We start from the raw sequence: 12,872 nt of genomic DNA, 5'->3' as shown, positions 1-12,872 counted from the left end.
CTGATTATTTTTGTTTAAAAACAATCACATACAAATTGTCAGAAAATGCAAAAATAACTTGAAAAAATATCCTGCATGGAGTATTATAATATTAAGCGGGACGCAAAATGGAAGGTGGGCAAAAATATGTCCCACCATCTCGAACTTATGACTCATAAAGGGGGGAATATATGAATAATCTCCTGGAAATTCAACGTAAGATTGTCCCAGAGGCGCTAGTGCTTCTTGAAAAGAGATATTCTATATTAAATGAAATAAGTCTTTCAGGGACGATTGGCAGGCGAATGCTTGCATCAAAAATGAATATTTCAGAAAGAATCATCAGAAGCGAAGTTGATTTTCTGAAGAACGAAGGCCTGATTGCCATAGACGCAACAGGGATGATGGTCACGCCATCAGGAAAGGTCATTCTGGACAGCCTCGGAGAATATATATCTCAGATAAGAGGACTTTCACTTATGCAGGTCACCCTTGCTGAAAAGCTTGGAATCAGTAAGGTAATAATAGTGGCGACATCGGTGGAAAGCAGCCGCGAAGCTTTAAAAGAACTTGGCAAGGAAGCTTCAAGGTATTTCCTTTCAACAGTAAGGCCTGACAGCATTGTAGGCATAACTGGTGGATACACGATGTTTGAATTCTCTGAACAGATGCAGAAAAGAGAGTTTCCGGATATGACGATTGTTCCGGCAAGAGGAGGGCTTGGCGAAGTGCTCGAAATACAGTCTAACAATATAGTTGCCAACTTGGCAGGCAAACTTATGGCTAGATATGAGCTTCTTCACATACCTGACAATATCAATAAGGACATTATGAGTTATATGTACAGCGATCCTCAGATAAAGAGCGTAGTAGATGATATCCAGAAAATAGACTATCTTGTTTTTGGGATCGGAAACGCGCAGGACATGGCGAGAAGAAGACGTACCTCTGATGATCAGTGGCAGGAAATAAAAAGAAAAGGCGCTGTATCAGAATCTTTCGGACACTATTTTGACATAAGTGGAGAGATAGTGTATGAGACGGGAACTGTCGGAATAAAGCTGGAGCAGTATAAAAACCTGAAAAGCATAATCGGTGTGGCAGGTGGAAGAAATAAGGCAGAGGCAATTCTGTCGATTTCAAAAATCAACAGTAATCTGGTTCTGATAACAGACGAAAGCGCTGCGTTCAGGCTGATGGATTTGCTTGATAAATGTGATTGAAAATTAAAAATTGAAAATGTGATTAAAAATGTGATTACTTAAGAAGGAGAGAGTACAATGGTAAAGGTAGCGATAAACGGATTTGGTAGAATAGGAAGACTTGCACTTAGAAAAATGATCGAGCAGACAGATAAATTTGAGGTTGTGGCGATAAACGACCTTACGAACTCAAAAACACTTGCTCATCTTTTCAGATATGACTCTGCACAGGGAAGATTCAACGGCGAAATAGTTGTTGAAGAGAATGACTTCATAGTAAACGGACAGAAGATAAATGTCTATGCAGAAAAAGATCCTGCAAACCTTCCGTGGGGAGAGCTTGGAATAGATGTGGTACTTGAATGTACAGGTTTCTTCACTGACAAAGAGAAGGCAGAAGCTCATATCAGAGCCGGAGCCAGAAAAGTAGTTATTTCAGCCCCTGCAACAGGAGATCTCAAGACTGTAGTTTACAATGTAAACCACGATATACTCGATGGAACAGAGACTGTGATATCCGGAGCTTCATGTACTACAAACTGTCTTGCGCCTATGGCCAAAGTACTGAATGATAAATTTGGTATAACAAAAGGATTCATGACTACAATACATGCATACACAAATGACCAGAACACTCTTGATGCTCCGCATGCAAAGGGAGACCTCAGAAGAGCCAGAGCGGCGGCGGCAAATATAGTTCCAAACTCAACAGGCGCGGCAAAGGCTATAGGTCTTGTAATCCCGGAGCTTAAAGGAAAGCTTGATGGTTCAGCTCAGAGAGTTCCAGTAATAACTGGTTCGCTTACAGAACTTGTGTGCACAATGGAAAAGAAAACCTCTGTTGAGGAAATAAATCAGATAATGAAGGATTCAGCAAACGAGTCATTCGGATACACTGATGAGGAGCTTGTTTCTTCGGACATAATCGGCATGAGCTACGGTTCGCTTTTTGATTCGACTCAGACAAAGGTAATGGAAGTAAACGGAGAGCAGCTTATAAAGGTAGTATCATGGTATGATAACGAAATGTCATATACTAATCAGCTCATAAGAACACTGAGACATTTCGCATCGCTTACTGAATAAGTGGAGGAAAACTATGTCTATGCTAAATAAGAAGTCCATAGAGGACATTAATGTAACGGGAAAGAAGACTCTTGTAAGATGCGATTTCAACGTGCCGCTGAGGGACGGAGAAATAACAGACCTTAACAGGATATATGGAGCGCTTCCGACTATAAAGTATCTTTCTGACAATAATGCAAGAGTGATACTGTGCTCACATCTCGGAAAGCCGAAAAACGGCTATGAGGCGGCATTTTCACTGGAGCCCGTAGCGAAAAAGCTCTCTGAGCTTCTGGGAAAAGAAGTGAGATTTGCAGCAGATCCTCAGGTTTCAGGAGACATAGCAAAAGAAGTCATAAATGAAATGAAGGACGGAGACATAGTCCTTCTTGAAAATACAAGGTTCAGAAAAGAAGAGACAAAAAACGAAGAGTCTTTTTCAAGAGAGCTTGCATCACTTGCAGACATATTCGTAAACGATGCATTCGGAACGGCACACAGAGCGCACTGCTCTACAGTGGGCGCTGGAGAATTCATGCAGGCAAGAGTCTGCGGATACCTCATACAGAAGGAACTCAAATTCCTTGGAGAAGCAGTTGAAAATCCAAAGAGACCTTTCACTGCAATACTTGGAGGAGCAAAGGTATCTGACAAGATAGCCGTGATAGAAAAGCTGCTTGACAAGGTGGACACGCTTATAATAGGCGGAGGCATGGCATATACATTCCTCAAGGCTCAGGGCTATGAAATCGGAACATCGCTTGTTGAAGAAGAAAAAGTGGAATATGCAGCAGAAATGATTGAAAAAGCAAAGCAGAAGGGCGTTACCATGCTTCTTCCTGTGGACAATGTAGCGGCTGACAGATTTGCAGCAGATGCAGAGGCCGTTGTCACTCAGGATCAGAATATACCACAAGGACATATGGGACTAGACATAGGACCAAAGACTGTAGAGCTTTATGTGGAGAAGGTAAGATCATCTGCGACTATAATATGGAACGGCCCGATGGGAGTGTTCGAATTTGAGAAATTTGCTCAGGGAACGCTCGCCATTGCAAAAAACATGGCAGAGCTTGAGGATGCCGTGACTGTAATAGGCGGAGGAGACTCGGCTGCGGCAGTCAATCAGCTTGGATTTGGAGAAAAGATGACTCACGTATCAACAGGAGGAGGCGCATCGCTCGAATTTCTTGAGGGAAAAGAACTCCCTGGCATAGTATCTCTTGACTCTAAATAGAACCCTAAAATAAGGAGGCTTTTGATGAGAAAACCAATAATAGCAGGAAACTGGAAGATGTACAAGACAATCGCGGAGGCTCTGGAATTCGCAGATGCAGTTAAAAACGACAGTGATACAGAAAACGTTGAAGCGGTAATATGTGCGCCATTTACTATAATAAAAGATCTGAAAGCTGCACTTAAAGGAACAAATATCAAGCTTGGAGCCCAGAATTTTCACTACGAAGATGAGGGAGCATTTACAGGCGAGGTATCTGCGAAGATGCTTCTTGAAACAGGAGCGGAGTATGTTATAGTAGGACACTCTGAAAGAAGGCAGTATTTCAATGAAACAGATGAAACTGTAAATCTCAAGGTAAAAAAAGCACTGAGCACAGGACTTACACCTATAATATGCGTAGGAGAATCTCTTGAGCAGAGAGAGCAGGGAGTGACTGGAAAAGTCATTACTGAGCAGATTGAAGCAGCACTTGTTACAGTTTCACCTGAAGAAGCATTAAAGACGGTGATAGCATATGAGCCGATCTGGGCGATAGGAACAGGAAAGACTGCAACAAGCGCTCAGGCAAATGAGGCATGTATGCAGATAAGAGAAAAGCTTTCAAAGATATATGGCGAAGATACTTCTCAGAGAATAAGAATTCAGTATGGCGGATCTGTAAAGCCAGGAAACATCAAGGAGATAATGTCTCAGTCTGACATAGACGGAGCCCTTGTAGGAGGAGCTTCTCTTGTAGCAGAAGATTACCTTAAGCTTATAAAATTCTAAGGAGAGAGCTTATGAAAAAACCGGTAGCATTAATAATACTGGATGGATTTGCACTTATAGAAAAAGTCGACGGCAACGCGGTAAAATACGCTAAAAAACCTAATTTTGACAGCCTTTATTCAAAATATCCCGTATCCAGCCTTGGCGCAAGCGGGTTTGACGTAGGGCTTCCTGAAGGACAGATGGGAAATTCAGAGGTGGGACATCTCAACATAGGTGCCGGAAGAATAGTATATCAGGAGCTTACGAGGATAACCAAGGCGATAAAGGATGGCGATTTTTTCGAAAATGAAGAGCTTGTGAGAGCTATGGAAAATGCCAGGGATAACAGAGCGCTCCATCTCATGGGACTGGTTTCCGACGGAGGAGTCCATTCGCATATCGACCACCTCAAGGGCCTTATAGAGATGGCGCACAGATACGGCGTAAAGGATGTATACGTGCACTGCTTCATGGATGGAAGAGACACTCCTCCAAGATCAGGATCAGGCTTCATTAAGGAGCTCGAAGACTTCATGACAGAAAAAGGCACAGGAAAGATAGCGACAATAAGCGGAAGATACTATGCCATGGACAGAGACAACAGATGGGACAGAGTGCAGAAGGCTTACGATGCTGTAGTAAGAGCTCAGGCGCCGCATGCAGAATCATCTCAGAAGGCTATGGAAGAGTCTTACAAAAATGACAAAACAGATGAATTCGTAGAACCAGTGGTTGTGCTTGAGAACTATGAAGGACTGAAAGACAAGGACAGCGTGATATTCTTCAATTTCAGGCCTGACAGGGCAAGAGAGCTCACGAATGCAATAACAGAGGACAGCTTCGACGGCTTCGAAAGAGAGAAGATCGATACTCTTTACATCACCATGACACAGTATGATGCACGATTCAGCAATGTGTCTATAGCCTACAAGCCTCAGACTCTTACAAATACAATGGGAGAATATCTTTCAAAGAAAGGCCTCACTCAGCTGAGGATCGCAGAAACAGAAAAATACGCCCATGTTACATTCTTCTTCAACGGAGGAAGAGAGGAAGTATATGAGAATGAGTCCAGGATACTCGTAAATTCTCCAAAGGTCGCAACCTATGACCTCAAGCCTGAAATGTCAGCATATGAAGTTACTGACAGGCTGCTTGAGGATCTTGAGAACGACCCTAAGGATGTGATAGTGCTCAATTTCGCAAACTGCGACATGGTTGGACATACAGGAGTATTCGAGGCTGCAGTAAAGGCTGTTGAAACAGTGGATGAATGTCTTGGAAAGATAGTTTCCAAAATACTCGATCTGGGTGGGGCTGCGCTGATAACTGCAGACCATGGAAATGCAGAGCAGATGTCAGAGCCGGATGGAAGTCCGTTCACAGCTCATACCACAAACAGAGTGCCGCTGATATATGTAAACGATGACGATGCTGAGGCAAAATTAAGAGAAGACGGAAAACTATGTGATTTGTCACCAACGATTCTGGATATATTAGAATTGGACAAACCTGAAGAAATGACAGGAACATCATTAATTATAAGATAATCGGGAGGAAAATTATGTTTATTACAGATGTATACGCAAGAGAAATACTTGATTCAAGAGGAAATCCAACGGTAGAGGTAGAAGTTACTCTTGACAGCGGAGTTGTAGGAAGAGCTGCAGTTCCATCAGGAGCATCGACAGGAGAATATGAAGCGGTAGAACTGAGAGACAAGGACAAATCAAGATATCTTGGAAAAGGAGTTCTCAAGGCAGTTTCAAATGTAAATGATATAATAGCGCCGGAGCTTGAAGACATGAATGTTTTCGATCAGGTTGGAATAGACCAGATGATGATAGAGCTTGACGGAACAGACAACAAGGGAAATCTTGGAGCAAATGCCATACTTGGAGTATCCATGGCGGTAGCAAAGGCTGCGGCTGAGGAGCTTGGAATGCCTCTTTACAGATACCTTGGAGGAGTCAACGCAAAGACGCTTCCAGTACCTATGATGAACATAATAAATGGCGGACAGCACGCAGACAACAACGTAGACATACAGGAATTCATGGTAATGCCTGTTGGCGCAGGTTCATGGAAAGAAGCTCTCAGAATGGGCGCAGAGATATTCCATGCGCTTAAGGCTGTACTGAGCGCAAAAGGCCTCAATACTGCAGTGGGTGATGAGGGCGGATTTGCGCCAAACCTTACTTCAAACGAAGAGGCGCTTCAGGTAATCGTGGAAGCGATAACAAAAGCAGGATACAAGCCAGGTGAAGAAGTGAGAATCGCAATGGACGCAGCGGCATCATCATTCTACTCAAAGGAAAAAGCAATGTATGTGCTTGAGGGCGAAGGAAAAGAGCTTACTTCAGCACAGATGGTAGAGTTCTACGAAGAGCTTTGCGCAAAATATCCTATAGTTTCTATAGAAGACGGACTTGATGAAAACGACTGGGATGGATTCAAGCTCATGACAGAAAAGCTGGGAAGCAAGATACAGATAGTTGGAGACGACCTGTTCGTAACAAACACTCAGAAGCTTGCACAGGGAATTGAAAAAGAAATCGCAAACTCAATCCTTATAAAGCTGAACCAGATAGGAACGATAACAGAGACTCTTGATGCGATAGAGATGGCAAAGCTTGCAGGATATACTGCGATAGTATCCCACAGATCAGGAGAAACTGAAGACACTACAATAGCAGATCTTGTTGTAGCTACAAATGCAGGTCAGATCAAGACTGGAGCTCCATCAAGAACTGACAGGGTGGCAAAATACAACCAGCTTATAAGAATAGAAGACGATCTTGAGGGAATATCAGTTTACAAAGGAATGGATGCATTCTACAACATCGGATAATATGAATATCAAAAGACAGCACTGGCTCAGAAAAGGGCCAGGCTGTTTTTGTTTATAGAGCTTTCAGCTGCTATGCTTTTTGTTGTAATATAGAGAAATTATGATATAATTAAACTACATGCTTGGATGTACGATTTTTGTTAAAACAGTATTCACAGGGAGGTAACTGTTTTGGAAAAAGTAAAAATTAAGGACATTGAAGTAAGCAGCAGACCCAGAGAGAAAATGGCTTCAGAAGGCATAGACAGGCTTACCAATGAGGAGCTTCTTGCAATTCTAATAAACACTGGAAACAGAGATCTCTCAGCCATTGGGCTTGCTGAAAATGTACTCAGGCATACCGTTGGAATAAGAGGACTTGTACATGCAGATATCACATCCCTTCAGAAAATAAAGGGAATCGGACCCGCAAAGGCAACTACTATATTTGCGGCGATAGAGCTGGCAAGGAGAATATCAAAGCTTGAAAGCCGCGAAAAATTCAGCATAAAATCGCCAGAATCGATAGCTGATATTTTTATGGAAGAGATGAGATACAAGAGCAGAGAAATAGTAAAGCTGCTGCTTCTCGATACAAAAAATAATATCATAACCGATGTAATGGTTTCAGAGGGTTCACTTAATGCTTCAATAGTTCATCCGAGAGAAGTATTTCTCGAAGCAATAAAAAGAAGCGCCAACAGCATTATACTCGTGCACAATCACCCTTCCGGCGACCCAACGCCAAGCCATGAGGATCACAAAATAACAAAAAGAATACAGGAGTCTGGCAGGCTCCTCGGAATAGAGCTTATAGATCATATAATAATAGGAGATGGAAAGTATTGCAGCTTCAAGGAAATGCAGTACATATAAGCTGGACTGAAAGGGCAGAAGATGAAATTTAAATTCAAGTTTACAAAGAACAAGGGGATATTATACGGGGCCGCAGGCATTGCAGTGATACTAAGCGCAGTGCTAGTTATCAATGAGATTTCAGGGAACTCACTGATACACAAGGTGATCTCTCCTGTGACCGGTCAGGTATCAGGCATTACTGACTCGGCGAGTGAATTTGTTGATGAAAAATATATACATGATGAAGACAAGAACAGGATAAAGGAGCTGGAAGAAACAAACAGCAAGCTCCGAAAAGAACTCATTGAAAACGTGATAAGCAAGGAAGAGCTGAGAGAACTCAATGAACTCAAGAAGATGCTCAAGCTCAAGGAAGAAGAGATATATGATGAATACGTCACTGCGGATATAATATCAAAAGATGGAAACGGATTCTATTCTTCGTTTCTTATTTCTGCAGGAAAAAAAGACGGCATAACAGAAGGCAGCCTCATACTGAGTGGAAGCGGGCTTGCCGGAGTAGTCGAAGTCGCATATGAAAACTACAGCAAGGCAGTGTCCATACTTGATTCAAAAATGGCTGTCAGCTTCAGAGTGGCAAGAGATGAAAGCATAACAGGAATAGCAAGCCAGAACCTGAACTCAAAGGTGTTTGAGGATATGGAGCAGGGCCTGCTCAAGGCATACTGCTATGAGACAGACAAGGAAGTCCTGATAGGTGACATAATAATTACCTCAGGGATGGGGATATATCCTGCGGGAATAGAGATTGGAGAGGTATACGACATAGTAGAAGATACCACCAATCTTTTGAAGTATGTAAAGATCAAGCCGTATACGAACTTTACGGATCTTAACAAGGTAATGATAATTAAAACCCGAAAAATGAATTAACATGCAAAGAGAGTAAAATGAAAAATATTCTATATATATTAGCGGGACTGCTCATCCTCATTGCAGAGATAGCAGTCGCCAACAAGTTTCCAATATTTGGAGCGACGCCGGATCTGCTTCTGGTATACATTGTAATACTGAGCAGAAATACCGATGCAAAGTCAAATTTCATAGTAGCCGCTGCACTGGGATTCATAAAGGATATACTGATAGGGCTGCGCTTTGGTGCCAATATCATTATATTCTGCGTAGTAGCAGTTGTGATAAGATTCACAAAAGATAAGATATTTGAGTACAGATATTTGTATCCTTCAGTAATGATAGCGCTTGGAACTATAATCCAGGTTTCAGTCCAGGCTGGAGTGTCTCAGATCTTCTTCAGCAGTGTTTCTTTTTCGGCATTCATGATACTTATGGCAAAGAAAGTCATTCTGAATTGCATATTCGGGCTCCTTATATATGAACCAGCGTGCAGCGCTTTTGAAAAAATATAATTTCTGGTGAAAAAATGAAAATAAACATAAATATCGAAGATAAGAATAAATTCCTTTTCAGGATTGTGTGCCTGTGCTTTGTCATGCTGATGATAAAATCGCTTTATCTGACGACCGTAAAGGGAGAGGAATACTCTCAGATTGCAGACAACAAGATATACAAGAAAATATCCATAAATGCTCCAAGAGGAGAGATAAGAGACCGAAACGGCACCCTGCTTGCCGGCAACAGACCACTTTTTTCTGTAGAGATTTCGCCAAATGAGATATCACCTGACAACATAAATGATGTTATCGCAGACGTGGTAGACATACTCGAATCAAACGGAGAAACCATAAAAGACGATTTTCCGATAACGATAACTCCGTCTGGCTATGAATATACATTCGACAAGAAAATAGAAGAGTGGAAAAAAGCAAATTCAATACCCCTTCACTATGATGCTCAGCAGACCTTTGACTACATGGTAGATACGCTCACAGGCAACGGCATGATAACCGTAAGCGAGAGCGATACAGTCTATGACATTCAGAGCAAGATAATTGAGGCAGGGTATTTTCCGCCTATATCGGTAGAGAAGATGGAATTTTCCGAGACCGTAAAGAAAAAAGAATGGCTGGCAAAATACCTCAAGAAATATGTCGATGAAGAAGAGGACATATACAGCACGCCTGCAAAGGAAGCCTTTGGATATGTAAAGAAGTACTATGCGATAGAAGACATGTCTGACGATGTTCAGGCAAGAAAGATCCTCTCTGTAAGAGACCTCATAAGGTCAAAAGGATACTATCAGTATGAGCCTACAGTAATATCAGAGGACATAAGCAAGGAAACCGTATCAAAGCTTGAAGAAAATGCAATCAGCTTTCCCGGGATTGCAGTGAGAACTAGCTCAGTGAGATACTATCCGGATGGACCGGATGCGTCTCATATACTCGGACAGCTCGGAAAGATATCGAGCCAGGCAGAGATAGACAAATATGTAAGAGAAATGGGATATTTCGCAACGGACATAATTGGAAAGACTGGAATAGAAAAGACTTATGAGGAAGTCCTCAAAGGCAAGAACGGATATACCAAGGTTCAGGTGGACGCTAGCGGCAGGATGATCGAGACGATAGAAAGAGCTGACCCTGAAATAGGAAGCACAGTATATCTGACCATAGATGCAAAGCTCCAGAAGGTGGCCGAGGATTCTCTTGAAAAGACGCTTAAGACAATACAGTCAGGCGGGACATATGAGAGCATCTGGGGAAACATGAGAATGAGAGACAATCAGAGGATATACTCCAAAGCTCAGTCCGGAGCAGTCGTAGTCCTGGATATAAAAACAGGAGAAGTCCTTGCGCTTGCAAACTATCCGGATTATGACCCTAATCTTTTCGTTCAGGGCATAAGCACTCAGGACATGAACTCCCTGATGCCCACCAACATGAACGACCCGATCGCTCCAAAGCCTCTCTACAATATCGCTACGATGACATCGGTGCAGCCGGGTTCCACATTCAAGATGATAACCGGACTTGCAGCTCTAGAAAACGGGCTGGATCCGTATTATCAGATACTGGACAAAGGTGTAATAGAGATGGGTGGCAGGACATTTGGATGCTGGATCTGGAACGAAAGAGGAGGAAATCACGGATACGAGAACCTTATGGATGCGCTCAGAGATTCATGCAACTACTATTTCTACAGCGTAAGCGTAGGATACAACTATGCGACCGATACTCCGCTGCCGGTAAAGATGAAGGCGGAAGACGTGCTGACATATTCAAAGCTTTTCGGGCTTGATCAGAAAACCGGAATTCAGATAGAAGAAATTGCCGGAAAGGTACCAAATCCTGCCAGCAAGGCACAGGGACTTTCGTACAGGCTCGAGAGCGACCTGAGCAGAAGGATGAGAACCTATTTCAATGATTTCGACAGCAAGGATCCAAAATACGAAGAAGCCATTAATAAAATCGTGAGCTGGATGGATGAAAATCCTACAAGAGGCGAGATAATGCTGAGGCTTGAAGAAATGGGAGTCAAATCTCAGTATATCGAGGAGATCGCGGACATAGTGAAATACAGCTATTTCAATCAGGCAAAATGGCAGACAGGAGACACCTTCAACCTTTCCATAGGACAGGGAGAGCATGCATACACACCGATACAGCTTGCCAATTATGTATCCGCAATAGCAAATGGCGGATTCCTCAACAAGGTGACCGTAGTCGACAAGGTAGAATCCTCAGACAAGACTTCGACTCAGATGGTAGAAAGAACTACCGAAAAAATAGCCCTAAAAAATCCTGAAAATCTTAAATTCATAAGACAGGGTATGGAGGATGTAACAGATGAGGGTTCTTCAAGCTCATACCTGAAGAATTTTCCTGTAAAGATTGTATCAAAGACAGGAACAGCTCAGAAATCGGGAAGAATACCGGTGGCAGATGAAGAAGCGTACCTGCTTAAGTACATGGGAAGCTTTGGGGTAAACAGAAACGAAGTGATCACCCTTACAGACAAATACGAAAAAGACGACAAATCAAGATATCCAAGGCATGTATATATGAAGAGAGCGATAATGGAGCTGAATCCAAACATAACCTCTGACAGGATAAATGCCTACAAGGATTCATACGATCCTTTTGCATGGCTCGTATCATATGCTCCTGCAGATGAACCGGAGATTGCAGTTGTTACGCTTCTTTTCCAGGGAGGACACGGAGGATTTGGAGCAGCAATAGCCAGAGACATATATGCTGAATATTTTAATCTTATAGAAGATGACGTGGTTGATGAGGAATTTTCATTCAGTGATGGAATTAGTTAAAAGAAAGGAAAATCATGGAGTTAGAAATTAAAGGCACCAAGACCGGTTTCATAATTAACATTTCGGAAACTGTAGATTTCATTAATGCAAGAAGGCTCTTGCTCGAAAAGTTTGAAGGATCCAATGAGTTTTTCAGAGGCAGCAGATTCATCAAATTCAACGCTCCAGGACTAAAAAATTCAGATATTAAATATCTGAAGAGTTTATTGGAAGAATCTTATGATATAATATTTGAAGAGGAAGACACTGCAGAGGAAGCTGGCAAAAAGAAAGTACATGTCAGACACATAAGCTCCTCAAACGTGAATCTGCTCAAGGATAAGATAACATCAATGGATGAGACCATAAACAGGATAAAGAAACTTACAAAGATAAGCTCCGCCGATGCAAAGACAAGAAAAGAAGATTCAGAGCCACCGGCGCTGCCGACAAAATTCCTTTTCGAGAATCTCAGGTCAGGCGCAGAAATCGAATATGACGGAAACGTCGTGATATTTGGAGATGTGAACCCTGGCGCAAAGATAACGGCGACAGGAAACATAGTGGTCCTTGGAAGCTTCAGGGGAATGGCCCATGCAGGCAAGGGGAATACGGACTGTTTTCTTGCAGCGCTGAAGCTGCTTCCTCTTCAGATAAGGATAGAGGACATGTTTGCGGTACCGCCTGAAGATGCTACGATGCTTACAAATGCTCTGGTAAAAAACAGAGACGGGGAAATTGTGATAGAAAATTTTTAGATAA

The 12,872-nt window shown here is 42.4% G+C and carries 11 protein-coding genes; all 11 read left to right on the top strand.

Annotation, left to right across the window (positions count from 1 at the left end; genetic code table 11):
• The first annotated feature begins 170 nt into the window (after positions 1–170).
• The 11 genes from AC4PGZ_RS07655 to AC4PGZ_RS07605 all read left to right on the top strand — a co-directional run bounded on the left by AC4PGZ_RS07655 (position 171) and on the right by AC4PGZ_RS07605 (position 12,868).
• Positions 171–1,202 (top strand): sugar-binding transcriptional regulator, encoded by a 1,032-nt coding sequence (locus AC4PGZ_RS07655; protein ID WP_492158045.1) that lies wholly within the window; start codon positions 171–173, stop codon positions 1,200–1,202.
• A 57-nt stretch (positions 1,203–1,259) separates the two neighbouring features.
• Positions 1,260–2,267 (top strand): type I glyceraldehyde-3-phosphate dehydrogenase, encoded by a 1,008-nt coding sequence (gene gap, locus AC4PGZ_RS07650; RefSeq protein WP_492158044.1) that lies wholly within the window; start codon positions 1,260–1,262, stop codon positions 2,265–2,267.
• 13 nt (positions 2,268–2,280) lie between these two features.
• Positions 2,281–3,483, top strand: a complete 1,203-nt coding sequence (locus tag AC4PGZ_RS07645; RefSeq protein ID WP_492158043.1) for a phosphoglycerate kinase — start codon at positions 2,281–2,283, stop codon at positions 3,481–3,483.
• Positions 3,484–3,507: 24 nt separating this feature from the next.
• Complete coding sequence (tpiA, locus tag AC4PGZ_RS07640; protein WP_492158042.1) at positions 3,508–4,254, top strand: triose-phosphate isomerase; 747 nt, start codon at positions 3,508–3,510, stop codon at positions 4,252–4,254.
• A gap of 11 nt (positions 4,255–4,265) precedes the next feature.
• Positions 4,266–5,786 (top strand): 2,3-bisphosphoglycerate-independent phosphoglycerate mutase, encoded by a 1,521-nt coding sequence (gene gpmI, locus AC4PGZ_RS07635; protein ID WP_492158041.1) that lies wholly within the window; start codon positions 4,266–4,268, stop codon positions 5,784–5,786.
• Between the two features lie 14 nt (positions 5,787–5,800).
• Positions 5,801–7,087: a phosphopyruvate hydratase gene (gene eno / locus AC4PGZ_RS07630; RefSeq protein ID WP_492158040.1), complete on the top strand. Its 1,287-nt coding sequence runs from the start codon at positions 5,801–5,803 to the stop codon at positions 7,085–7,087.
• Between the two features lie 171 nt (positions 7,088–7,258).
• Positions 7,259–7,942 carry a RadC family protein gene (gene radC, locus AC4PGZ_RS07625; RefSeq protein ID WP_492158039.1) on the top strand — a complete coding sequence of 228 codons (684 nt, stop codon included), beginning with the start codon at positions 7,259–7,261 and terminating at the stop codon, positions 7,940–7,942.
• A 21-nt stretch (positions 7,943–7,963) separates the two neighbouring features.
• Complete coding sequence (gene mreC / locus AC4PGZ_RS07620) at positions 7,964–8,818, top strand: rod shape-determining protein MreC (RefSeq protein WP_492158038.1); 855 nt, start codon at positions 7,964–7,966, stop codon at positions 8,816–8,818.
• Between the two features lie 17 nt (positions 8,819–8,835).
• Positions 8,836–9,312, top strand: a complete 477-nt coding sequence (gene mreD, locus AC4PGZ_RS07615; RefSeq protein WP_492158037.1) for a rod shape-determining protein MreD — start codon at positions 8,836–8,838, stop codon at positions 9,310–9,312.
• A gap of 14 nt (positions 9,313–9,326) precedes the next feature.
• A complete protein-coding gene (locus AC4PGZ_RS07610) occupies positions 9,327–12,131 on the top strand; it encodes a penicillin-binding transpeptidase domain-containing protein (RefSeq protein ID WP_492158036.1) in 2,805 nt (934 codons plus the stop codon).
• 14 nt (positions 12,132–12,145) lie between these two features.
• Entirely contained in the window at positions 12,146–12,868 is a 723-nt protein-coding gene (locus AC4PGZ_RS07605; protein WP_492158035.1) for a septum site-determining protein MinC, read from the top strand.
• Positions 12,869–12,872: the final 4 nt, after the last annotated feature.

The sequence above is a fragment of the Proteocatella sp. QWL-06 genome (assembly GCF_058684135.1).
This window is presented reverse-complemented; position numbering and strand designations above follow the sequence as displayed.

Excerpts from the sequence above, each read along its gene's own strand:
- AC4PGZ_RS07610 (WP_492158036.1), top strand. The coding sequence starts at position 9,327 with ATGAAAATAAACATAAATATCGAAGATAAGAATAAATTCCTTTTCAGG.
- tpiA (WP_492158042.1), top strand. The coding sequence starts at position 3,508 with ATGAGAAAACCAATAATAGCAGGAAACTGGAAGATGTACAAGACAATC.
- AC4PGZ_RS07645 (WP_492158043.1), top strand. The coding sequence starts at position 2,281 with ATGTCTATGCTAAATAAGAAGTCCATAGAGGACATTAATGTAACGGGA.
- gpmI (WP_492158041.1), top strand. The coding sequence starts at position 4,266 with ATGAAAAAACCGGTAGCATTAATAATACTGGATGGATTTGCACTTATA.
- mreD (WP_492158037.1), top strand. The coding sequence starts at position 8,836 with ATGAAAAATATTCTATATATATTAGCGGGACTGCTCATCCTCATTGCA.
- gap (WP_492158044.1), top strand. The coding sequence starts at position 1,260 with ATGGTAAAGGTAGCGATAAACGGATTTGGTAGAATAGGAAGACTTGCA.
- AC4PGZ_RS07605 (WP_492158035.1), top strand. The coding sequence starts at position 12,146 with ATGGAGTTAGAAATTAAAGGCACCAAGACCGGTTTCATAATTAACATT.
- eno (WP_492158040.1), top strand. The coding sequence starts at position 5,801 with ATGTTTATTACAGATGTATACGCAAGAGAAATACTTGATTCAAGAGGA.
- mreC (WP_492158038.1), top strand. The coding sequence starts at position 7,964 with ATGAAATTTAAATTCAAGTTTACAAAGAACAAGGGGATATTATACGGG.
- AC4PGZ_RS07655 (WP_492158045.1), top strand. The coding sequence starts at position 171 with ATGAATAATCTCCTGGAAATTCAACGTAAGATTGTCCCAGAGGCGCTA.